This is a genomic window from Spongiivirga citrea, from assembly GCF_010671565.1.
Taxonomy (GTDB): Bacteria; Bacteroidota; Bacteroidia; order Flavobacteriales; family Flavobacteriaceae; genus Spongiivirga; species Spongiivirga citrea.
In genome coordinates this window covers 149,123-170,643 of record NZ_JAABOQ010000002.1, presented here as the reverse complement: position 1 = coordinate 170,643, position 21,521 = coordinate 149,123, and the positions used below count along the sequence as shown (strand labels likewise).

Here is a 21,521-nt window from a genome sequence, read left to right as displayed (position 1 = left end):
AAACAATTGGATAAAAGGAATTAATTTTTAGGTGAAATGTGTTTTAAAATTGTAATTAACTGATTTAAAATTATTTAAAATAAAATATTAAAGTTTTAATTTAATGAATGACTCAACCGAATTTAGGTGGCTTCGGTTGAAATTCACTCGATAACGATTTTTCAGTTTTTGGTGTATAGCTATCAGCTATACTGTCGGGAGCACAAGAAGCGAACAATAGCAGGGCAACTACGGTAAGCGATACTAGTGCGAGTAATTTTTTTATTCGCATTTGGTTTAGGTTAAGTTAGATTTTTGAAAAAGAATGGTGAAACGATTGGGGATGTTCCACCATTCTATAACAGCACTGGTTAAGATTGGTAATACACAGGTTAAATGGTTGGGTCTAACCGTGTGATCAAAGTTCTTCCTAAAATAGAAAGGTCATTGATTGAATTCACAGCAAAGTTTTTGGAACACTTCTTAAATGCTTTAGACAACTCTCTTGTAAAAATCAGCACGGCTGCATACAATACAAAAGAGAAAGCAGCAAATAACAATAGCGCAAGCATATTATTAAGTAATAGTTGTAGGTAGGGCATTATGTTTGATTTAGGGTTTTAGTTTGTTTTTGTTTTGCAGCTATTTAAAGTTAGTTTCTTAAAGTATTAGTTTAAATAACTTTTGTTGCAAACACAGGTCAAACATATCTGATAAAATGTCTCCTACAAAATTTGTCTCCAACATTTAGATGAAAACGTCTCTATTTTCGTTGAAAAACTCAATTTTGCATTTTTCAAATGCCATTTTAACAAAAAAGACACCTCTGAAAACCCTTATAAACACTAGGCTTACAGAGTTATCAACATGTTATTAACCGATAAAAGCTAGCAGAACGTCGGAAATTACATACGACAAAAAACACTTAAAAACTTGTAGAATCGGAATGCAGAATTACCTATACCTTTTGCCATGTTTTATGACCATGTCGACATCTTGAAGTAAACTAATATATCGAAGTACATCTCCTTTTACAGCAATAATATCTGCGTACTTTCCTTCACTTATTGTTCCAACTTTGTCATCAACATTCATTATAACCGACGGCCAATAGGTGGCTGCTTTTATGGCAGCCATTGGGTCAACACCTAATTCATTCACCCAAACATCAAGTTCATTCCAAGTCGATTGCGAATGGAATTTCATTGGAATACCGCTATCTGTTCCAATTAAAAGTACTACCCCAGCCTCTTGTAACTGTTTAAACTTTTGTTTTAACGTCGGCTTTCTAATGGGTGTTATTTGAAAATAGGGCAAGCGATCGGGATGTTTAATTGAATTCTTTATATCCGTTATTATTGAATCTGGCAAACCCAGATGCCATGAATCCCCATCTAACTTTTCTGGGTGATCTCTTGTATATTCATAGTTATATAAACCTTCTATTGTCGGTGTCCAGAATAATGGCCCTAAGTTCATTTGAGCCGTGCGCTCTTTTAATGCCTCCATTACTCTTCGCGGATATTCAGGAGATGATGACAAACCTGTATGCTCAAAACAATCGACACCAGCCGCAAGCCCTCTAACAATCTCTTCTGGTCTGTGACCATGAGCTACAACGGTAAGATTATTTGCATGAGCCTCGTCAACAACCGCTTTAATCTCATCCATCGTCATTTGATCTTGATCAATTAACTTAATACAATCAACACCTGCATCAGCAAGCTTCTTTACTTTCGCCCTCGCATCCTTGGCTCCATTAACTCCCCAACGGAAATCTTCAGTACCGGGGTAAGGCTTTTTCTGGATAAACGGCCCCGACATATACATGGTAGGCCCAGGAATTTCTCCTTTATTAATAGCATCACGAACGGCAATACTTTCCTTTAAAGGAGCCCCTAGATCTCTTGCGGAAGTTACTCCTGCCATTAGTAGTTGATATGCCGATGACGGCATTATCACATCCTCAAACAAAGGAGGATACGTTTTATCCCAGTACGTATAATCACTATGTCCATTGATCATTAAGTGTACATGCATATCCCATAGGCCTGGTAACACGGACATCCCTTCAGTGGAAATAACCTCTGCATTATCCGGAATCTTAACAGAATCTACATTACCAACAGCTACAATAATCTCATTCTTAATAATAATAACACTGTTTTCTATGGGTGTCGACCCGAAACCGTCAATTAAGGTTCCGCCTACTAGAGCTTTAATTTGTTGCGATGATAAGGTGGTAGTAACTAAAAGAAATACGAGAAAGGAGAAACATCTAAAAAACATAAGCGTCCAAGTAAATATGCTTAAATATAAGCAGATTTACACGAACGCTTGACAACTAGAAACTAACAAGCTACATTAGTTCTTGGTTATGACGAGCAAAGATTTGGGATCAATCCCGCCACTGTTTTATTTGTTTTACAAGAAGTGCTGCACTTAAAATAAGCATAGCTACTAGAAAAAGGTTATAAAGTATCATTGTCTTATTTTTTTCATTAGAGTTTTGGCTGAGGGTGGCATCTCATTGTTCTGCAAACTTTCAAAAAGTACATTTACAAGTTGCTTTACCTCTTTGTTAATACGCGTGATTACCTCTTGACCTCTGTCGGAAAGCTTTATTTCCATTTGACGTCGGTTTGTAACTGATAAATCTCGCTCTACAAGTTTTTTAGAAATAAGACGATCCACCAATCGAGTAACATCTGCATTACCATACGAAATCTTCTGTTTTAACTCTCCTACATTCATAGGCCGCTCTCCCACTCTATGCAACACATTTAAAGTATTGTATTGAATATAGGTAAGCCCATAATTTCTTAAGTGATTGGTGATTTTAGCTTGAATCCAATTGCCAGTATTTACAATATCATCAGCTAATTGATGGTCAGATTTAGGGGTCATAATAGGTAAAGTTTAGATCAAATGTATAAAAATATCTGTGTATAACAAAATTTGTGTTAAACAAATTTAAAAATCTAAACTCTCATGAAATTATTTTTCGAGTTAATTCCATAAAAAAAACGACACTTTTACGAGTGTCGCATATTGAAAAATTGCCTTCTAAAGTCCTAAGTGTTTTCTGTTATTTTATATGAAAACTCGTCGCCATCAACTAAAAAGATTGGTTGGCGGTTTATTAGGTGATTCTGGTATAAGCAGATTAAGATTAAATCGATCATTCATTTTCTCAATGAAATAACTGCCCAATAAAGGAGATTCCTTTTCTATATTTTGATGAATAAAAAAATGAATATTACTAAGACCCTGATTAACCCACACCTCTAGCCTATCGACCCAATCATCTAATCTAGAATAGTCAGAAGGGTGGTTAGCACCAACATAACGTATGAAAGCCTCATTATTGGTTAGTCGCATATGCATTATATCTCTCCTCCCTGCAGAATCTACTAAAACATTAGCAATATTATGCTCTTCTAGCAATTGATAAATATGTTCGGCTATTTCGGACTCGCTAAACCACTTCGTGTGGCGAAACTCGATAGCCAACGGAATATTTTTGGGCCATTCTTTTACAAAAGTATCAACCCGATCAATATCTTTTGGTGTGAAATTATTATTCATTTGAAGAAAAAGCGTCCCAAGACTATCTTCTAACCGAATAGCAGCATCAATGCATTCTCGAACCGGATCTTTAACTTCATTCAATCGTTTCCAATGGCTTATCTCCTGGTTTAGTTTTGGAAAAAACTTAAATCCATCTGGCACTTTCGATTTCCATTTTTCAAATTGATCACCACCAAATATTCGATAGAAAGTGGCATTTAGCTCAATGCAGTTAAATTGTGTTGAATAGTATGCTAACTCATCTTTTGTCCCGCGCGGATAAAACCCTTTCAGATCCTGTCTATTCCACTTTGCGCAGCCAACATAAACAGATAGCTCATTATCATTTTTGTATGTTGCCAGTAATTTTTTTGTGTCCGGATGGTCTTCCGGCAAACTAAAATCAATAATCGAAGGATCTTCTACTTTTCCAAATTTCATGATTGTTCTTTGGTTAAAAATACTAATTCAACAATAGCGTTGCAATTCAATAGTGTTTATAAACTCGTTAAAAACTAATCAGAAGCCGATTAAAGTCAGCTCGTTATTTAGGTACTTTTAAACAAAACGATTCATTATGGATGACAGGCCAAACGATATAATGCGTATTCGACCAGAAATACTATCGGCAAAAATTTATGAAAATATGAGTGTAGGGGAGCGTTTTCAAAATGAGACCTTACGTCCGATCGTTAAGTTGCAATCACCTCTATTTATTGAAGTTTTTAAGAATTATGTAAAGAAGCATAAAAACCTTTTCTACGACTTATCTAATGAAGAAAAGATACGATACATAGAAAACGCCGTACAAAAGGATATTAAGTTTCGCAACTCATTAAAAGGAATGGTCATTGGTCAATTCACCATTATTGAATACCAAAAATATTGCGAGAATTCATCGGCTATAAATAAGAGAATGATGAATTTGGTAAAAGAGCGGCTAATAAGTAATATGCAACTCTTAGAAAGATATTTCGCCGACTAACATTCCGATTACTATAGTTATCGAAAAACTCATAAGCGTGCCTATCAATACGTATTCTGTCTGCTTGCGGGCATTAACCTCCTCTTTATTACTAAAGCGTAGTATTGATTTAGCTGCGATTAGAAATCCAATTGCCGCAATCTGATTGGTGATCACAAAAGTGAATACCAAAATACGTTCGAAAATACCGATATAACGACCTGCTTTTTCTAAGCTGGATTCCTCCCCATCAATTTCTACTTCTTTTCGCCAGCGGTGCGTTGCTCTGCCAATAATAAATCCGACAGGAAAAATAATAAGAATGTATCCCAAAATAATTCCCATAATCTGAGACGATGCCAATACACTTCTAAACCAAGGAAAAACATCCTTAAATCCATTTACTACCACTAACCAAGCCAATACTATTATGATTATATGAAATAGCTGATCTAACAAAAAGTATTTTAGATTATCCTTCTCTTTATTCAACTTCCAGAGATCAATAAAAAAATGTGTAACTCCTATTATCAACCCTATATACCAAAAGGAAAAATCCATTAAAAATAAAACGCTTAAAAAACCCGCTAATGCCGAATGCAAGTACAAAAACCAAGATTTAGTCTTATGCTTTTTTTTGTGGTTTACTAACTTTTTAGATTGCAAAACGAAATCTGTGATGACATGAGCTAGTAGTAATTGTAAAAGAATATTCATTTTTTAATAGTGTCTATTTATTAAAGAGCATCTATAACTTGCTCATATCGTTTTAATAATGATTGGATTTCATCCCAACCTGCAGCTTTTTTACGAAGGTTAACCGCAGCTTGGCTAATACCTAAAAGTTCAGCGATTTTTGTTTCGGTTAAGCCTTGTAGCAAGTAATACACTACCTCTGCTGATGCTATTGACCATTTGTCTATAAGGTAATCTAGTAATTTCAAACTTGTTTTAAACTCATCATTAACATTGGTGTTGTCGGTATGTACCATTGTTTTGATATCGTTTCGCTTCATTAAGTTATCAAAGCCTCTGCCCGAGTAGTGAAATGCGGGGCCATTAGACTCACTAACTATATTAGATTCGTACTCTATGGCACCAACACCTATAGACATACGCATATCTACAATCTTACTAGATGATTTTGACTTTTTATTAGATAACACGATTTTATTAATGGCGGCCTTAAAGCGCAAAGCAATTTGCAATGCCTTGTTAGCATCATATAATACCAATTGAAAGCTGTCACCTCGAGATATTTCGAACTCAACATAAGTTGGAGCAAAATCTTTTTTTATAAGATTTGCTTCTTGTTTAAGTTGATTAATAATAAGCTCGTACGATTTAGGATCGTAGCTAGATGATTTGATGATATCTGCGGTTATTACCGCACTTTTAAGTTTCAATTTATAAGCTTTTTTACTAATATTAACCAAATATAAGCATAAATACTTATAATTTAAAATTATTAGCCAATTTACTTATATTTAATCTTTTAATAATGATACCCCATTCAGGTCTGTGGTTAGCACATCACTCATATAATCAAAATATGGGCGTACTGCTTTAAAAGCATTATCGACCTTAGTAACAAAATCATCTCCAAGGACTTCTTTGTCAGAAAATTGTTTAGTGAAAATAAACTGTTTTTTACGTATCAGGTCTATCGCTGGGTGCTCTTTATCAAATCCCTTTGGTGCAGTCTTTAATTCATCACCAACAAAACTACCCCAAACAGATTTAAACTTTTTATTATCCAGAATAGCTCGTATTTCCTCATCGTCCGTTTCAAATTCTTTTCGTATTCTAAAAAGATCTTCTTTACTAGGTTCCCAAAAACCTGTCGCTATAAACGATTCACCTGGTTGAATATGCAAATAATACCCCCCTCTTAACCTTGCTGTAGCCCTTTTAAAACTTCCTCCAAAATGTGTTTTATAGGGCGCTTTATTCTTCGAGAATCGCACATCACGATAAATACGAAACATCTTCATTCCCTCAATATCATCATGAGAACGTAGTTTTTCCATTAGAGAATTATAAAATAACTTGACATCTTTTTCAATGTTCTTAAACTCTGGTTTATGCTCATTAAACCAATCTCGGTTATTATTCTTTTCTAGCTTTTTAAAAAAAGTAAAGGTGCTTTTTGGTATGGTCGTACTCATATTTCTGGTTTGAAAACTTGAAAATACAAAATGAAATGATACGAAAATTAATCCGACTATCACCACCTTGTTTCATTCCTAACAAAAGTGATTTTAAATAGAGTATTTGATAATAATATTTTACAATTTCTCTAACAATAGGATACATCTTAATAGCTACTTTTACTTTATAAATTAAGTCAATGAGCTCACAGCAAATCATCGAACAAATAAAAAAACACAAGCAGCAACCGAATCTCAATTTTCAGCTAAAAATAACAACGGAGCAGTTCACGGAACAGTTGTTTTCAATGCTTTTTAATACTCAAACTGATGTTGAAGAAACATTTGAAGAGCTATCGCTTACATTTTCACACCTTGTTTCATTAGCATGTTGGGATATTAACAAGCCCTGTCATGAGGTTTGGGATACCTATATACATACTTTGCCTGCAATTTTGCAAAAACTAAATCTAGACGCTACCGCTATCGTGGAAAATGATCCTGCGGCCAAATCTATCGAAGAAGTTTATATGGCATATCCTGGATTTCTGGCTATCGCAATATATCGTCTAAGCCATGAACTCTATAAACTAGGTTTTCCCTTAGTTCCTAGATTAATGACTGAATATGCACACCGAGAAACTGGCGTCGATATTAACCCAGGCGCTTCAATTGGCGATTCATTTTTTATCGATCATGCAACCGGTGTCGTAATAGGTGAAACTACTATAATAAAAAACAACGTAAAGCTCTACCAAGGTGTAACACTTGGAGCGCTATATGTTTCAAAAGAATTAGAAAATACCAAACGACATCCAACTGTAGAAGATAATGTAACTATTTATGCTAATGCCACCATTTTAGGCGGAGAAACCATAATAGGAGCCAATAGTATTATCGGCGGAAATGTTTGGATCACCGAATCAATTCCAGCAAACTCAATCGTATCTCATACTCCAGAAATCAGGGTAAAAACACAAGTAAATGAATAATTCCATTGCCGAACTAATAGGGAATACCCCACTCATTAAATCAACTCGACTAAATACGAATCCTAATGTTAGCTTATATTTTAAACTAGAAGGAAATAACCCTGGTGGTAGTGTAAAAGATCGTGCTGCCTATAATATGATCAAAAGTGCCTTAGACCGAGGCGACATTAATTCAGAAACAAAGCTTATTGAAGCTACCAGTGGGAATACTGGTATTGCATTGGCAATGATTGCCGGTATTTTTAAATTAAATATTGAATTGGTCATGCCCGAAAATTCAACGAAAGAGCGCGTGCAAACGATGAGAGCTTATGGAGCAAAAGTCACGCTAACGTCATCTGATATCGGTATTGAAGGCGCAAGGGATTACGCCGAAACCAAAATGATTGAAGATGGGTATTTTATGCTTAATCAGTTTGCAAACGAAGACAACTGGAAAGCACATTACAAAACCACGGGACCGGAAATTTGGCGAGATACGAATCAAAAAATAACTCATTTTGTCTCATCAATGGGGACTACTGGAACCATTATGGGAACTTCTACCTTTTTAAAAGAGCAAAGCAACGAAGTGCAAATAGTAGGTGTGCAGCCAACTGACAACTCAAGAATTCCAGGAATACGAAAATGGCCAGAAGAGTACTTACCTAAAATATTCAACGCAGACAAAGTTGATCGAGTACTAGAAGTTAGCGAAACAGATGCACGGTTAATGGCGAAAAAATTGGCAACTGAAGAAGGAATCTTCGCGGGTATGAGTAGCGGCGGCGCAGCGACAGCTGCCTTGCGACTTTGTAACGAATTAGAATCTGGAATTGTAGTTTCTATTGTATGTGATCGTGGTGATCGTTATTTGTCCTCTGACCTTTTTGAGCTATAGTAATCTATTCCAATTCAATTTTATTTAGAGTTAATCCTGAAGCAGGTGCTATGTAGGTTAGTCTTAATTCGGAATTAGTTAGTAGACTATTTTTAATAAAATCCAGATCAATTTCGCCTTTTCCGAGTAAATACAATGCGCCCATCATTAATCGAATCTGATTACGCATAAAACCCTTTCCGCGCACTCTTAATATATAACTTGATTCAGGAAAAAAGCTTGCGGAATACTGATCGTTGTCAATAATTTCGCAACTATCAATAGTTCGGATAAACTCTTTATTCCTATTTGCTTGTGCGCAATAGGTTCTAAAATTATGCCTCCCCACAAAAAGCAAAGCTCCCTTTTTCATTAGCTCAATATCCAGTTCATCTGGAAATGAAATCATTAAGGACGCAGCAAAAGGATGTATTTTTTCGCCAAAAGAAAACAGATAGATATACTCCTTTGTTTTCGGATGTTGAATAATATTAAAAGACGCATCTGTTTTTTCAATTCCTAAAGCCCTAATATCTAAAGGCAAATTTTGATTGAATACTTGCAAAAAAGATGGCAAATCTTCAAGTGGATTATCATCTAAAAATAGCTCAAACAACGCTTCATTAGCAGAGACTTTAGCATCGGTTCTACTAGCTCCCAAAATCTTGAAAGAAAGCCCTTCCAAAACGAAACCTAATGTTTTGGTTATCATGCCTTCTACGGTTTTCAATCCGCCAGGCTGCTTTTGCCAACCATGATATCGAAACCCTAAAAATTGAATTTTAATAATGTAGTAAAACCGCTGTCTCATAAGGCTTCTAGGATGTTGTGAATTTATTCTCGAAATAAAATGCTGTTAATTAGTCGTTAATTACTAGGAAATGTCATTTTTTTAACACAATATTGCGCAAATTTAATTTAATATCAGTTATGGGTAGACCCGCAACAAAACCAACCAAATTAATGGATGGCTTCTATATAGAGCTACGTAACAGAGGTGCTTCAAGTGGCGTAAAAATTATGCGCGAAACAGAAGCTCAAATGTTACAATCCGCCCAACAATACAAAAAGACGAAAGACGTCGTTATTTTGGGTGAATCTAAAAATGGAAAATTTATTAATGATCCTAAAGTGCTTAGTGCTTAAGTACTTTTAGAACTAAAGGAAAGCCGGGAAGTCATGTTGATTTTCCGGCTTTTTTATTTTTAATGCCTTCCCTTTAAGACTTGAGCGATATCATTTAATGTATATCCTTTTGCTTGCAATAAGATTAAATAATGAAATAACAAATCAGCCGATTCATCTAAGAACAGCTTATCGTTGTCATCTTTTGCCTCTATCACCACTTCAACAGCCTCCTCGCCCACTTTTTGCGCTACTTTGTTAATGCCTTTCCTGAACAAAGAAGCAACATAACTATCATTCTTTTCCGGATTGTCTTTTCGATCTTTAATTATTGCTTCCAATTCAGATAAGAATCCAAAATGTTGATTGTTCTTCTCTGCCCAGCAAGTATCTGTTCCTTTATGGCAAGTTGGACCTATAGGCTTTACTGAAATCAATAGTGAATCCTGATCACAATCTAGTTTAACATCTACCAGGTTTAAAAAATTACCGCTTTCTTCACCTTTGGTCCATAACCGCTGTTTTGTTCGACTATAAAAAGTAACCTTTTTAGTTTCGTTGGTTTTATCAAATGCCTCTTGGTTCATATAACCAAGCATCAGCACATTCTTCGTTGCTGCGTCTTGAATTATTGCAGGTACCAAACCGTCATTATTCTTATTGAAATCTATTTCCATTATAATCGTACGGGAATTCCCTTTTCTTTTAATTCTTTTTTCAAATCTACTATTTCAATTTCTTTAAAGTGAAAAACACTAGCAGCCAAGGCTGCATCTGCTTTTCCCTCTTTAAAAGTATCAGTAAAATGCTGCATGTTTCCAGCACCGCCAGATGCAATAATAGGAATATTCAACTCTGTTGAAAGCTTAGCTAGTGCTTCATTGGCAAATCCATCTTTTGTTCCATCATTATCCATAGATGTAAATAAGATTTCGCCAGCTCCTCGCTCTTCAACTTCTTTCGCCCAATCGAAAAGATCAAGTTCCGTAGAAACTTTTCCTCCTACTAAATGAACCATCCATTTCCCATTTATTTGTTTTGCATCAATTGCAACTACCACACACTGACTACCAAACTTCGCTGCTAGATCATTAATTAACTGTGGATTTTTAACTGCTGACGAATTAATTGACACCTTATCCGCACCACATTTCAATAAGCGATCAACATCTTCTACCGAGCTTATTCCCCCACCAACTGTAAATGGGATATTGACTTTCTCTGCCACACGCAAAACCAAATCCGCAAGTGTTCTTCGTCTTTCTTCTGTAGCTGATATATCAAGGAATACCAATTCGTCTGCACCAGTCTGAGCATAAATTTCGGCAAGCTCTACTGGATCTCCTGCATCCCTTAAATCAACAAAGTTGATACCTTTTACCGTGCGCCCATTTTTTATATCTAAACAAGGTATTATCCTTTTAGTTAGCATCTTATTCTTTGTTTTTAATATTTAAATCGAAATCATCATAGAATCCCAGGTCTTTGTCCTTTAGCAGTTTAACCCAAAAAGCAATTTGTCCCGTATGATAAGAATAATGCTCTACCACATGCATTACAATTCCGATTCCTGAAAAATTAAAGCCTTGCACTTCTCTTTTTCGTGTTAGTTGTTCGACACTAGCCTTTTTGATAGTTGCCTTAGCTGATTCAACCGTTCGTTCAAGTTTTTCTAGTAATTCAGTTTTAGTCAATCCGTTCTTTGCTGCAAACTCAGCATCTCTATCTCTTAAATCTGGAATTTCACCTAAGGATGCTATTGCATATTGAGTGATATTTCCACATAGATGTAAGATTAAATTACCAGTACTATTTGAAACACCATTCGGCTTTTTCCAAATTTGAATTTCATCAATATCCCTTAATGCTTTAGCAACCATTCGGCTACTCTCATCTAAACGATAAATCGCATTTTCTTTAAACTCTGAAACTAATAGTTCTTCCATCTTAATTGTTTAAAATAAAGCATTCTAATTGCTTCATGGAAATCCGACCTTCATAGATTGCTTTTCCTATTACAGTTCCTTCACAACCTATCTCTGCGAGTTGTGGTAGCTCATCAAAAGTTGAAATACCACCGGAAGCGATTAGTTTCAAATTTGCTTGCTCCTCCGTTTCCAAAATGATCTTTTTGTACAAATCAAAACTAGGTCCTTCAAGCATTCCGTCTTTACTAATATCAGTACAAATAACATATTGAACACCTTCCTGTTGGTATTGCTTGATAAATGGAATTAGTTCTTGATCACTTTCCTCAAGCCAACCTGACACTGCAATTTTTTCATTATTTGCATCAGCACCCAAAATAATTTTATCTGATCCAAATTTCTGGAGCCAGCTTCTAAAGGTATCTGGATCTTTTACCGCTATACTGCCTCCTGTGACTTGATTCGCTCCGCTTTCAAAAGCAATTCTAAGATCATCATCAGTTTTAAGTCCGCCTCCGAAGTCAATTTTTAAACTTGTTCTAGAAGCGATCTGATCCAACACTTTGTGATTAACGATATGCTTACTCTTTGCTCCATCTAAGTCAACGAGATGCAAATATTGAATACCATATGACTCGAACTCTTTTGCGACCTCAACGGGATTTTCATTATATATTTTCTTCGTGCTATAATCTCCCTTTGATAGGCGAACACATTTACCGTCTATTATATCTATTGCAGGTATTATCCTCATAATAAGTTAAAAAAGTTACTCAATATTTTCGCTCCAGCTGAACTACTCTTTTCGGGATGAAACTGTACACCATAAAAGTTATCTTTCTGTAAAGCGGAACTGTATTCTAATTCATAACTGGTCGTGGCTATAGTTTCCTTGCATTCTTTTACATAAAAACTATGTACTAGATACATGTATTCATAGTCTTTAACTCCTTTGAAAATTGGTGAGCACAAATCAGAAATTTGATTCCATCCTATTTGAGGAACCTTCACTCTAGTGCTAAATTTTACAACATCAACATCGAAAATCCCTAAGCCTTGCGTATCTCCTTCTTCTGACCAATTGCACATTAGTTGCATTCCTAAACAAATTCCCAATACAGGCTGTTTTAACTGGGGAATCAAACTGTCTAATCCGGAAGCCTTCAACTTATTCATCGCACTACTCGCCTCTCCTACTCCAGGAAAAATCACCTTATCGGCCGATCTTATCTCCTCAGGATCATTACTAAGAACCGCATTTAATCCAAGTCTTTTTACGGCAAATTGAATGCTTTGAATGTTTCCTGCTCCGTAGTCTATGATTACTATTTTCATTATAACATTCCTTTTGTAGTTGGTAAGATCATTTTCTCTGTATCTCTTTTTACAGCAACCTTAATTGCTTTTGCAAAGGATTTAAAAATAGCCTCTATCTTATGATGTTCATTGGTTCCTTCAGCTTTCACGTTTAAGTTTGCCTTGGCACCATCAGTAAACGATTTAAAAAAGTGATAAAACATCTCCGTAGGCATTTTACCAATCATTTCTCTTTTAAAATCAGCCTCCCATACTAACCAGTTTCTTCCGCCAAAGTCAATTGCAACTTGGGCTAAACAGTCATCCATTGGTAAGCAGAAACCATATCGCTCAATTCCTAGTTTATTACCCAGAGCGTTACTAAAAACTTCACCTAAAGCGATGGCGGTATCTTCAATAGTATGATGCTCATCAACTTCTAAATCTCCATTTACTTTTACATCTAAATCCATCTGACCATGACGGGCAATTTGATCGAGCATATGGTCAAAAAATGCAATACCAGTATCAATATTACTTTTTCCCGTGCCGTCAAGATTTAATGTAATGTCAATATCAGTTTCGTTCGTAGTTCTTTTTATGGAAGAAGAACGGTTCTTCAATTTTAAAAACTCGTAGATCTCTTGCCAATCATTGGTTTCTAAAACGATAGTTTCACATAGTTCATCGCGTTTAACCGAGATTTCTTCGCTGCCTAGGGCATCATGATCGTTTATAAAAATTCCCTTTCCGCCTAAGTTTTTAGCTAATTCAATATCTGTAAGTCTATCTCCTAATACAAAGGAGTTTTCTAAGTCATAGTTAGGATTATCTAGATACTTACCTAATAATCCAGTTCTAGGTTTACGGGTTGGAGCATTTTCTTCCGGAAAGGTTTTATCGATAAAAATTTCATCGAAAACCACTCCTTCATTCTTAAATGCATTCACAATAAAATTCTGCGTAGGCCAAAAGGTCTCTTCGGGAAAACTATCAGTACCCAGACCATCCTGATTGGTAATCATTGTAATCTCGAAATCTAATTCGCTTGCAATTTTTGACAAGTATTGAAAAGCCTTCGGATAAAACTCCAACTTCTCTAAACTATCCAATTGGTAGTTTTCTGGTTCTAAAACTATCGTTCCGTCTCTATCTATAAAAAGAACTCGTTTTGACATTACTTTAATTCGTTTAATACTGTTAGCAGTTTGTTATTTTCGGTTGTCGTTCCCACCGTAAAACGCAATGTGTTTTCACACATTGGTTGCCCACTACGATTGCGGACAACAATTCCTTGATCTAGCAATTCCTTATATCGCAAATCGGCATTATCAACCTTGGCTAAAAGAAAATTTGCATCCGAGTTATATACTTTCTCAACAAAACTCAACCTATTTAGATTATCTTCAAGCTTCGCTTTTTCTTCTAAGATCATGTTGACTTCTGCAGATACATGCTCAACATCCAATACGCGTTTTAAAGCCCGTTGTTGGGTTAACTCATTCACGTTATATGGTGGTTTTATCTTGTTTAAGATTGAAATAATTTCTTTGGATGCGTAGCATAACCCTAGACGAATTCCTGCCAAGCCATAGGCTTTTGAGAGTGTCTGCGTAACTATTAAATTGGGGTGTTCTTTTAAAGCTGAAATCCAACTTTCTTGATTTGAAAAATCGATATAGGCTTCGTCTATGACAACGATTCCTTTAAAATTATTTAATAGCTCTTTAGTTTTTAATGCTGAAAAACTATTTGCAGTCGGGTTATTTGGTGAACATAGAAATAACAATTTTGAATTTGAATCAGCTGCGTTCAGAATTGCTTCCACATCTGGCTCAAAATCAGTTGTTAGGAGCACTTCTCGATTTTCTACATCATTTGTTTCGGCCAACACCTTATACATTCCGTAAGTAGGCGGTAATGTAATGATGTTATCAGATTTTGGTTCGCAAAACGCTCTAAAGATAAGATCAAGTACTTCATCAGACCCATTTCCTAGTAGGATCTGATTTGTTTCAACACCCTTCTGCTCTGCCAATACCGACTTCAAATTTCGCTGTTGCGGATCAGGATATCTATTGACACCGTTTTCAAAAGGGTTCTCATTCGCATCCAAAAACACCATATCCTGATCAAAATCTTTGAATTCATCTCGAGCCGAACTGTATGGCTTGAGTTTTAAGATGTTCGGCCTGACTAATTCGTTTATATTGTAATCTGATTTCATTCTTTTAAACTTTTTAGTCTTAACGTTACAGCATTTTTATGCGCTTGTAGTCCTTCTGCTTCGGCCATTAGTTCGATAGCATTTCCGATATTCTGAATGCCATCTTTAGATATTTTCTGAAAGGTCATGCTTTTCATAAAACTATCAAGATTAACACCACTATATTGTTTAGCATATCCATTAGTTGGCAGTGTATGATTGGTTCCCGAGGCATAATCGCCAGCACTTTCTGGAGTATAATTTCCAATAAAGACAGATCCTGCATTACCTATATTCTGCACGTAAAATTCCTGATCAAGGGTACAAACTATGAAATGCTCCGGCCCATATTCATCAATCAATTCCAAAGCCGTTTCATCATCCTCGACAAAAATGAGTTTCGAAGTGTCTATTGCTTTTGCAGCAATGTCCTTTCTCGGCAACTCATTTAATTGTGCTTCCACTTCCTTTTCAACTTCATCAATCAATTCTTTAGAAGTAGAAACCAATATTACCTGACTATCAACACCATGTTCCGCCTGACTTAAAAGGTCTGAAGCTACAAATCCAGCATTGGCAGATTCATCAGCAACAACAAGCAATTCCGATGGGCCCGCCGGCATATCGATAGCGACTCCGAACTTTGTAGCCAATTGCTTCGCAACCGTTACATATTGATTTCCTGGACCAAAAATCTTATAAACTTGTGGAATAGTCTCTGTACCAAATGTCATTCCAGCAATAGCCTGAATACCGCCCACTTTAAATATTCTTGTAACACCACACAAATCAGCTGTATATAAGATTGCTGGATTTATATTCCCATTTTCATCCGGCGGAGTGCACAACACAATTTCCTTGCAACCTGCAATATTAGCTGGTGCAGCCAACATTAAAATCGTAGAAAAAAGTGGCGCCGTTCCTCCTGGTATATACAAGCCAACCTTTTGAATTGGGCGCTTTTCTTGCCAACATTCGACCCCAAAAGTCGTCTCAACCTCGACCTTACTGGTTTTTTGAGCTTGGTGAAATCGCTCAATATTAGATTTAGCTATTTGAATTGCCCCTTTTAAATCATTCGCGACTTGATTTTTTGCATTGTCAATCTCGTCTTGAGATACAAGATTGTTGTCCAAAACAGCCTTATCAAATCGCTTGGTATATTTAGAAATAGCGTTGTCTCCCTTTTCCTTAACATCTTCAAATACCTCTAGTACTATTGCCTCTATATCAGCAACTGTTTTTGTAGGACGTTCTAGAATAGATTTCCAATCTGCTTTATCTGGACTATATATCTTTTTCATTGAACCGCTATTTATAGTACCATTTTTTCAATCGGGCAAACCAAAATACCTTCTGCTCCTGCAAGTTTTAATTCGTCTATAACATCCCAAAAGGTGTTTTTATCCATAACTGAATGTACTGAACTCCACCCTTCTTCAGCCAATGGCAAAACGGTTGGGCTTTTCATTCCTGGCAGTAGACTAATAATTTGATCAAGCTTTTCATTTGGTGCATTCAGCAAAACATATTTACTCCGCTGCCCTTTTAAGACCGATTGAATACGGAATTGTAGTTTGTCAAGAATTTGTTGTGCTTCTTCTGTTATTTTAGGTGAAACGGTCATCACCGCTTCGCTTGAGAGCATTACTTCTACTTCCTTCAGATTGTTCTTAAAAAGTGTGCTTCCACTAGATACAATGTCACAAATGGCATCTGCCAAACCGATATTTGGCGCAATTTCCACTGACCCATTAATGATATGCAAGTCAGCCTCAATGCCTTTTTCTGCTAAGTAGTTTTTTACCGTATTTGGGTAGGATGTAGCAATTTTCTTTCCTTGAAAGTCCTGAATACCTTTATATTTGATTCTTTTTGGTATTGCCAATGAAACTTTACATTTAGAAAAACCTAGTCGCTCTACAATCTTAAGTTCTTGGCCTTTTTCTATAAGTGTATTTTCGCCTAAAATGGCAATATCGACTACTCCATCTCTTAAATACTGCGGAATATCGCCGTTACGCAGATAAAATACTTCTAAAGGAAAGTTTCTTGCCGAAGCTTTTAATTGATCCTTCCCATTTTCTATAGAAACTCCTGCGTTCTTTAATAATGAAAGTGATTCTTGATTGAGTCTTCCAGATTTTTGAACTGCAATTCTAATTTTTGTCATTCTTTTTCTTTTTTGTCTGAGTGACCAAGCAATTTTTAGAAATAAAAAAACCCGCTTGATAACTCAAACGGGTTTAATATGATGATTTACGTACATACTAAATTCACCTCGCTTGAGTGCAAGTATGAAAATGATGACGATGTAAATTATTTTTCTTCATTTGTTATGACAAAGTAATGTATAATTTAAAAGACACGCAATAGCTTAATAAAACTATTTTCTTAAAAAAATCTAAAAAAAACGTAAATGATTAATGCATAATTATTTAACTTCGAAAAAGTAATGTAAAACATAAGGTGATACTTCAACCAAAAACGACCTTATTATGAAAAACTTTCTATTAGCCTTTATTATATTTTTAGGCTGGTCTATACTAGGAATATGGTATTACACATGTAAGACCAAAAACCTATGTATTGAACGAACAAACCCCGTAAAAGAAGTCATTTCAACTCCTGTTGAGGAAATTCAACCTGGTTTTTCCGTATCTGCGGATAATGGTTCGACTTTATTCGAGTTTAATGATCAACTAGAAATTAATAATAGGAATACATCAGTTTATGTGCCAGATGCCTTGTTATGTTATCGCGATTCTATTTTTAGTTATTTGAATAATAATCAGGATAAAGAATTATTAATTCAAGGTCTCTACAAGAATCAAGAAACAGATAGTCTAGGATCATTTGGTATACAACGCGCAGAAAACATAAAGAATATGTTGGTTGATCATGGAATAAATGCGGAACGAATATCGACTGAAGCAGTTCAAGAGGTATACGACTACGATGAAACAGGTACTTATGCTGGTGGTATAAAAATTATTGTAAACACGGTGTCTGACAATCGTACAGCAGAAATTGAAAAAAGTATTACTCGTAAAACCCTATATGCAGACTTTGGATCGGCAAACTTTAAACCCGACAATACTTTAAAGGCATATACCATAGAATTAAAAAACTATTTGGAACGTAATCCTGAAAAGAATGTAGACATCATAGGTCATACTGATGATGTTGGATCTGCTGAGGCTAATTTTATTGTTGGTAGGAACCGTGCCTTAAATGTCAAGAACTATTTCATTTCACAAGGAATAGCTGCTGATAAAATAACGAGCGACAGCAAAGGAGAAACTCAGCCTATTGCAACGAACGGCAATGAAGCTGGACGTGCAAAAAATAGAAGAATAGAAATACTAGTTAATTAACTTACCAACCATATCATTATGTTAGATCAATTAAAACCCGTATCAACTTGGGAGTATGTTGTACTGTTCATCATATGCCTGATATCTTTTCTTATAGGATACTTCTTCGCAAGAAGATATTATAAACGCAAGCTAAAATTGGCTATTGATGACTGTAATGCTGATAAGCAAAGCTTGACCAACCAGTTAAATATCAAACAAGCGGAAGTTGAAGCCGAAATGGCACTACGTAAAAAGCAAGCTACATCGGCTATAGTAGAAAAAGAAAAACCGATTATGAAACAAGCGATTATTGAGGAAGCAATTCCTAATGATGCCCCTAAAGAGAAACCCAAACTTAATTTTGAAAGTTTTGGTAAGGCTGATGCATCTCAAAAAGATGACTTGAAACGTATAAGTGGTGTTGGTCCTTTTATTGAAAACAAGCTAAATAGTATTGGTATATATACTTTTGACCAAATAAGTAAGTTCACTAAAAAGGATATTGATGATGTGACGGAACTAATTCAATTTTTTCCAGGCAGGATAGAACGAGATAATTGGACAGACCAAGCTTCAAAATTGAAAGATAGTTAAGCTTTTTTAGCAGACCTTATACTTTCAATTACCACAGTACTTAAAATGAGTATACCGCCAATAATGGTGGTGTATTTTGGGATTTCATTCAGAAACAAAATTCCTATCAGTATACCATAAACAGGCTGCGCACTACTTATTAAACTAGCAGTAGTTATTGAAAAATGCTTAAAACTCATCAAAAAAAGTGTGTGTCCAATACTGGTGGTTAATAGGGCCAATAAAACAATCGCTCCCCATTCGTTTGCTTCTGGCTGTTCGTTTTTGAAAAAGAATAAAAAGGGAAACAAAGCCAACGAAATCACTGCAATTTGGTACCACATAAGTATAGAACCATCATAAGATTTTACTTGTCCCTTCAATAAAATATTACGCAGTGAATAGCACAGTGCTGAGAATACTCCAAATAAAACTGCTTTGGTATAATTGTTCGAAATATCAAACTCTGGTACTAAAAAGTATATACCAACTAGAACTATCACTGCCAGTAACAAATGAATAGGTTGAAATTTTGTATTTAGTATAATAGGTTCTAAAAAAGTGGTAATAACTGGATAGGTAAAAATAGAAAGCATCCCAATGGCGACATTACTATACTGAAGCGCATAGAAGTAGGTTACCCAGTGCAATCCCATGAATATTCCGCTAATGACAACAGTCCTTCTATCTTTCCATGATCCGATTTTAAATGAAAGCTTTCTAAAACGTGCAAATACATATAATATCCCTACCGCAATGATTGCACGATAAAAAATTGTAACAGGCGGAGATAGTGTTACATAGCGACCCAATGCCCCTGAAGTGCTTATCAAGATCATCGCTATATTAAGTTCGGCTACTCTTGCAAAGTGCTGATTAACTTTCAACCGTATTATTTATTAAGCATTAAAGCCTTTTCTCTAATAATCTCTCCTACAGGTTTTCCTTTAATTTTACTTTCTAACCAACTAATGATATCTAGATATAAAAAGGCTCTTTTCTCATATGGATGATCTTCATACTCTTTCAAGGTGGCGTGAAGTTTTGCAAATTCATTCTTAAGATCTTGAGGATAGAAATCCCCTAAACTTCTAAGAAAACGAATCATCTCTTTCTGTACCTTTTGAAGGTTATCCATTTTCAATAAGAACTTATAGGTAATTCGTATTTGCATTTCCAAATTGTAATCGATACCAGCGTCATAGTGCGCTACCAAATTAAGTACCCTAGCAAAACACATCAAATCTTGACGCATCTTTAATGATCGGTTATTGATTATTTTTTGCAGATACTTTATACAACTTCTATTATCCCCAGCACCGAAATACAGACATGCTATTTTGTAATAAAACACCATAATGTGATGTTCATCAATACGTGATTGATATTTCTTTAATCCGCTTAGTACTTCATCTACCACGGGGATACCTTCATTAAATGTCCCGCTTAAAAAATGATAGTTAATCTTATGGCTGTAGGTATAAAGAAAGAGTAACGATTCAATATTATCATCTACAACAAAAGCTTCGCTTTCGTTTAATTTTTCAAGTTTGGTAAGTACTTCTTTAAAATGGGTTTGTTTTTTTATAAAAAATAAAGACTCTAATAAGTAGTTATGTCCTTTTAAGAAGAAAACAGGATTTAATTTAATCATTTTAGGATACTCATCAAAAAGATCAACCCATTTCTTTGAGTAGCGATAAGAAGCCAAAAAATCCTGAGTTAAAAAACTATACCATAAGTACGCCTTAAAAAGCCATAATTTCTCTCTAAATCCCATCAAATCATTGTCATACTCCGGTAATTTGTCGCTAAAAAACTTTTTTACAACCTGCAACTCTTCATCATTTTTGACATAACCTGTCTTCAACATTAATCCGTATAATTGAAGCGAAAGATTAGAAAGTCGACTCGTGAGAACGTTTTGTCTGCTAATTGTTTTTGCCTGTTCAACTAATTGCTCTGCACGATTACTCATACTACGAGTAATGTACTGCGATTCTATTATTTTTTCAAGCTCAACAACCTCGTATGCAATATTTTTCTCTTCGTGTTCTATGGCTGCCGTTTTAGCTCGATCCAACATTTTAAGGCTTTGCTTATACAAACCTTTGTGGTACAAAATAGTTGCAAAATCTAATTGCTCACGTAACTGCGAGCGCACATTTTGGTGTACAGGATTTAGACGTAAACTAATTAAAACTTGTTTATACAAGTGGGCTTTTAAATTAGATAATTGTTGTTTTTTGACAATACCACTCTCCAAAATTTGTCGTTCATCGTACTGCTTTAATTTTTCTAGAAGATTGAATAATGCCAAAAATTTTGCCTCCGCATTCATACCAAGTCTGTTAACATACAATTTGAATTGTCGTTTTTCTGACTTTGATAGCGATTTTATAAGAGTAAATAATGCGTCTTTTTGACCATTAGTCATAATGAAAAATTATATATAAATTATTGATAATCAGTTATTTAAATCAAAATAACTATATCTTAACATTGTAAAAGATTAAAAGC

The 21,521-nt window shown here is 35.3% G+C and carries 25 protein-coding genes; 6 read left to right on the top strand and 19 right to left on the bottom strand.

The window, feature by feature from the left end; genetic code table 11:
- Window positions 1–112: 112 nt before the first annotated feature.
- The 4 genes from GWK10_RS04370 to GWK10_RS04355 all read right to left on the bottom strand — a co-directional run bounded on the left by GWK10_RS04370 (window position 113) and on the right by GWK10_RS04355 (window position 3,990).
- Window positions 113–271, bottom strand: a complete 159-nt coding sequence (locus GWK10_RS04370; protein ID WP_164029704.1) for a hypothetical protein — start codon at window positions 269–271, stop codon at window positions 113–115.
- Window positions 272–933: 662 nt separating this feature from the next.
- Window positions 934–2,268 (bottom strand): amidohydrolase family protein, encoded by a 1,335-nt coding sequence (locus tag GWK10_RS04365; RefSeq protein ID WP_164029703.1) that lies wholly within the window; start codon window positions 2,266–2,268, stop codon window positions 934–936.
- A gap of 192 nt (window positions 2,269–2,460) precedes the next feature.
- Window positions 2,461–2,886 carry a MarR family winged helix-turn-helix transcriptional regulator gene (locus GWK10_RS04360; RefSeq protein WP_164029702.1) on the bottom strand — a complete coding sequence of 142 codons (426 nt, stop codon included), beginning with the start codon at window positions 2,884–2,886 and terminating at the stop codon, window positions 2,461–2,463.
- A 207-nt stretch (window positions 2,887–3,093) separates the two neighbouring features.
- Window positions 3,094–3,990: a DUF72 domain-containing protein gene (locus GWK10_RS04355; protein WP_164029701.1), complete on the bottom strand. Its 897-nt coding sequence runs from the start codon at window positions 3,988–3,990 to the stop codon at window positions 3,094–3,096.
- A 136-nt stretch (window positions 3,991–4,126) separates the two neighbouring features.
- On the opposite strand from GWK10_RS04355, the gene GWK10_RS04350 reads away from it, so the two are divergent.
- Window positions 4,127–4,534 carry a glyoxalase gene (locus GWK10_RS04350; RefSeq protein WP_164029700.1) on the top strand — a complete coding sequence of 136 codons (408 nt, stop codon included), beginning with the start codon at window positions 4,127–4,129 and terminating at the stop codon, window positions 4,532–4,534.
- Here the strand turns inward: GWK10_RS04350 and GWK10_RS04345 are convergent.
- From GWK10_RS04345 to GWK10_RS04335, 3 genes are all read right to left on the bottom strand, one after another.
- Window positions 4,511–5,230: a DUF3307 domain-containing protein gene (locus GWK10_RS04345; protein ID WP_164029699.1), complete on the bottom strand. Its 720-nt coding sequence runs from the start codon at window positions 5,228–5,230 to the stop codon at window positions 4,511–4,513. The two genes, GWK10_RS04350 and GWK10_RS04345, sit on opposite strands and share 24 nt — an antisense overlap.
- A gap of 20 nt (window positions 5,231–5,250) precedes the next feature.
- Window positions 5,251–5,919, bottom strand: coding sequence for a SatD family protein (locus GWK10_RS04340; RefSeq protein WP_164029698.1), 669 nt, complete (start codon window positions 5,917–5,919; stop codon window positions 5,251–5,253).
- Between the two features lie 81 nt (window positions 5,920–6,000).
- Entirely contained in the window at window positions 6,001–6,681 is a 681-nt protein-coding gene (locus GWK10_RS04335) for a DUF2461 domain-containing protein (RefSeq protein WP_164029697.1), read from the bottom strand.
- A gap of 182 nt (window positions 6,682–6,863) precedes the next feature.
- Here GWK10_RS04335 and epsC point away from each other — a divergent pair, with 182 nt between their 5' ends.
- The gene (epsC, locus tag GWK10_RS04330; protein ID WP_164029696.1) at window positions 6,864–7,655 is read left to right on the top strand and encodes a serine O-acetyltransferase EpsC; all 792 of its coding nucleotides are present in this window, start codon (window positions 6,864–6,866) and stop codon (window positions 7,653–7,655) included.
- Complete coding sequence (cysM, locus tag GWK10_RS04325) at window positions 7,648–8,535, top strand: cysteine synthase CysM (RefSeq protein ID WP_164029695.1); 888 nt, start codon at window positions 7,648–7,650, stop codon at window positions 8,533–8,535. Before epsC ends, cysM begins: the two co-directional genes overlap by 8 nt.
- 4 nt (window positions 8,536–8,539) lie before the next feature.
- Here cysM and GWK10_RS04320 read toward each other — a convergent pair whose 3' ends face one another.
- Window positions 8,540–9,325: a tRNA pseudouridine synthase A gene (locus tag GWK10_RS04320; RefSeq protein ID WP_164029694.1), complete on the bottom strand. Its 786-nt coding sequence runs from the start codon at window positions 9,323–9,325 to the stop codon at window positions 8,540–8,542.
- 119 nt (window positions 9,326–9,444) lie between these two features.
- Between GWK10_RS04320 and GWK10_RS04315 the strand changes: the two genes are divergently transcribed.
- Window positions 9,445–9,660, top strand: a complete 216-nt coding sequence (locus GWK10_RS04315; RefSeq protein WP_164029693.1) for a hypothetical protein — start codon at window positions 9,445–9,447, stop codon at window positions 9,658–9,660.
- Window positions 9,661–9,719: 59 nt separating this feature from the next.
- On the opposite strand, the gene hisIE is transcribed toward GWK10_RS04315, so the two are convergent.
- The 9 genes from hisIE to hisG are packed head-to-tail and all read right to left on the bottom strand — an operon-like array spanning window position 9,720 to window position 17,242.
- Window positions 9,720–10,316 carry a bifunctional phosphoribosyl-AMP cyclohydrolase/phosphoribosyl-ATP diphosphatase HisIE gene (hisIE, locus tag GWK10_RS04310; RefSeq protein WP_164029692.1) on the bottom strand — a complete coding sequence of 199 codons (597 nt, stop codon included), beginning with the start codon at window positions 10,314–10,316 and terminating at the stop codon, window positions 9,720–9,722.
- The gene (gene hisF, locus GWK10_RS04305; RefSeq protein ID WP_164029691.1) at window positions 10,316–11,071 is read right to left on the bottom strand and encodes an imidazole glycerol phosphate synthase subunit HisF; all 756 of its coding nucleotides are present in this window, start codon (window positions 11,069–11,071) and stop codon (window positions 10,316–10,318) included. Before hisF ends, hisIE begins: the two co-directional genes overlap by 1 nt.
- Before the next feature lies 1 nt (window position 11,072).
- Window positions 11,073–11,585, bottom strand: coding sequence for a DinB family protein (locus tag GWK10_RS04300; RefSeq protein ID WP_164029690.1), 513 nt, complete (start codon window positions 11,583–11,585; stop codon window positions 11,073–11,075).
- Between the two features lies 1 nt (window position 11,586).
- Complete coding sequence (gene hisA / locus GWK10_RS04295; protein WP_164029689.1) at window positions 11,587–12,321, bottom strand: 1-(5-phosphoribosyl)-5-[(5-phosphoribosylamino)methylideneamino]imidazole-4-carboxamide isomerase; 735 nt, start codon at window positions 12,319–12,321, stop codon at window positions 11,587–11,589.
- Window positions 12,318–12,902 carry an imidazole glycerol phosphate synthase subunit HisH gene (gene hisH / locus GWK10_RS04290; RefSeq protein WP_164029688.1) on the bottom strand — a complete coding sequence of 195 codons (585 nt, stop codon included), beginning with the start codon at window positions 12,900–12,902 and terminating at the stop codon, window positions 12,318–12,320. Before hisH ends, hisA begins: the two co-directional genes overlap by 4 nt.
- Window positions 12,902–14,041: a bifunctional histidinol-phosphatase/imidazoleglycerol-phosphate dehydratase HisB gene (gene hisB, locus GWK10_RS04285; RefSeq protein ID WP_164029687.1), complete on the bottom strand. Its 1,140-nt coding sequence runs from the start codon at window positions 14,039–14,041 to the stop codon at window positions 12,902–12,904. The genes hisH and hisB overlap by 1 nt, the downstream gene beginning before the upstream one ends.
- Window positions 14,041–15,090, bottom strand: a complete 1,050-nt coding sequence (gene hisC, locus GWK10_RS04280) for a histidinol-phosphate transaminase (RefSeq protein ID WP_164029686.1) — start codon at window positions 15,088–15,090, stop codon at window positions 14,041–14,043. Before hisC ends, hisB begins: the two co-directional genes overlap by 1 nt.
- Window positions 15,087–16,373, bottom strand: coding sequence for a histidinol dehydrogenase (gene hisD / locus GWK10_RS04275; protein WP_164029685.1), 1,287 nt, complete (start codon window positions 16,371–16,373; stop codon window positions 15,087–15,089). The genes hisC and hisD overlap by 4 nt, the downstream gene beginning before the upstream one ends.
- Before the next feature lie 11 nt (window positions 16,374–16,384).
- Window positions 16,385–17,242: an ATP phosphoribosyltransferase gene (gene hisG, locus GWK10_RS04270; protein WP_164029684.1), complete on the bottom strand. Its 858-nt coding sequence runs from the start codon at window positions 17,240–17,242 to the stop codon at window positions 16,385–16,387.
- A gap of 325 nt (window positions 17,243–17,567) precedes the next feature.
- Between hisG and GWK10_RS04265 the strand changes: the two genes are divergently transcribed.
- Together GWK10_RS04265 and GWK10_RS04260 are read left to right on the top strand one after the other, a co-directional pair.
- Window positions 17,568–18,446: an OmpA family protein gene (locus GWK10_RS04265; protein ID WP_164029683.1), complete on the top strand. Its 879-nt coding sequence runs from the start codon at window positions 17,568–17,570 to the stop codon at window positions 18,444–18,446.
- An 18-nt stretch (window positions 18,447–18,464) separates the two neighbouring features.
- Window positions 18,465–19,022: a hypothetical protein gene (locus tag GWK10_RS04260; protein WP_164029682.1), complete on the top strand. Its 558-nt coding sequence runs from the start codon at window positions 18,465–18,467 to the stop codon at window positions 19,020–19,022.
- On the opposite strand, the gene GWK10_RS04255 is transcribed toward GWK10_RS04260, so the two are convergent.
- Both GWK10_RS04255 and GWK10_RS04250 read right to left on the bottom strand, forming a co-directional pair.
- Window positions 19,019–19,888: a DMT family transporter gene (locus GWK10_RS04255; protein ID WP_239540698.1), complete on the bottom strand. Its 870-nt coding sequence runs from the start codon at window positions 19,886–19,888 to the stop codon at window positions 19,019–19,021. The two genes, GWK10_RS04260 and GWK10_RS04255, sit on opposite strands and share 4 nt — an antisense overlap.
- A 5-nt stretch (window positions 19,889–19,893) precedes the next feature.
- Window positions 19,894–21,438, bottom strand: a complete 1,545-nt coding sequence (locus GWK10_RS04250; protein WP_164029681.1) for a hypothetical protein — start codon at window positions 21,436–21,438, stop codon at window positions 19,894–19,896.
- Window positions 21,439–21,521 lie beyond the last annotated feature (83 nt).

Coding starts and splice junctions, on each gene's coding strand:
- hisA (WP_164029689.1), bottom strand. CDS start 12,321: ATGAGGATAATACCTGCAATAGATATAATAGACGGTAAATGTGTTCGC.
- hisC (WP_164029686.1), bottom strand. CDS start 15,090: ATGAAATCAGATTACAATATAAACGAATTAGTCAGGCCGAACATCTTA.
- hisH (WP_164029688.1), bottom strand. CDS start 12,902: ATGAAAATAGTAATCATAGACTACGGAGCAGGAAACATTCAAAGCATT.
- GWK10_RS04370 (WP_164029704.1), bottom strand. CDS start 271: ATGCGAATAAAAAAATTACTCGCACTAGTATCGCTTACCGTAGTTGCC.
- hisB (WP_164029687.1), bottom strand. CDS start 14,041: ATGTCAAAACGAGTTCTTTTTATAGATAGAGACGGAACGATAGTTTTA.
- GWK10_RS04365 (WP_164029703.1), bottom strand. CDS start 2,268: ATGTTTTTTAGATGTTTCTCCTTTCTCGTATTTCTTTTAGTTACTACC.
- GWK10_RS04335 (WP_164029697.1), bottom strand. CDS start 6,681: ATGAGTACGACCATACCAAAAAGCACCTTTACTTTTTTTAAAAAGCTA.
- GWK10_RS04315 (WP_164029693.1), top strand. CDS start 9,445: ATGGGTAGACCCGCAACAAAACCAACCAAATTAATGGATGGCTTCTAT.
- GWK10_RS04360 (WP_164029702.1), bottom strand. CDS start 2,886: ATGACCCCTAAATCTGACCATCAATTAGCTGATGATATTGTAAATACT.
- GWK10_RS04300 (WP_164029690.1), bottom strand. CDS start 11,585: ATGGAAGAACTATTAGTTTCAGAGTTTAAAGAAAATGCGATTTATCGT.
- GWK10_RS04355 (WP_164029701.1), bottom strand. CDS start 3,990: ATGAAATTTGGAAAAGTAGAAGATCCTTCGATTATTGATTTTAGTTTG.
- GWK10_RS04250 (WP_164029681.1), bottom strand. CDS start 21,438: ATGACTAATGGTCAAAAAGACGCATTATTTACTCTTATAAAATCGCTA.
- GWK10_RS04265 (WP_164029683.1), top strand. CDS start 17,568: ATGAAAAACTTTCTATTAGCCTTTATTATATTTTTAGGCTGGTCTATA.
- cysM (WP_164029695.1), top strand. CDS start 7,648: ATGAATAATTCCATTGCCGAACTAATAGGGAATACCCCACTCATTAAA.
- hisIE (WP_164029692.1), bottom strand. CDS start 10,316: ATGGAAATAGATTTCAATAAGAATAATGACGGTTTGGTACCTGCAATA.
- hisG (WP_164029684.1), bottom strand. CDS start 17,242: ATGACAAAAATTAGAATTGCAGTTCAAAAATCTGGAAGACTCAATCAA.
- GWK10_RS04320 (WP_164029694.1), bottom strand. CDS start 9,325: ATGAGACAGCGGTTTTACTACATTATTAAAATTCAATTTTTAGGGTTT.
- GWK10_RS04260 (WP_164029682.1), top strand. CDS start 18,465: ATGTTAGATCAATTAAAACCCGTATCAACTTGGGAGTATGTTGTACTG.
- epsC (WP_164029696.1), top strand. CDS start 6,864: ATGAGCTCACAGCAAATCATCGAACAAATAAAAAAACACAAGCAGCAA.
- GWK10_RS04345 (WP_164029699.1), bottom strand. CDS start 5,230: ATGAATATTCTTTTACAATTACTACTAGCTCATGTCATCACAGATTTC.
- hisD (WP_164029685.1), bottom strand. CDS start 16,373: ATGAAAAAGATATATAGTCCAGATAAAGCAGATTGGAAATCTATTCTA.
- hisF (WP_164029691.1), bottom strand. CDS start 11,071: ATGCTAACTAAAAGGATAATACCTTGTTTAGATATAAAAAATGGGCGC.
- GWK10_RS04350 (WP_164029700.1), top strand. CDS start 4,127: ATGGATGACAGGCCAAACGATATAATGCGTATTCGACCAGAAATACTA.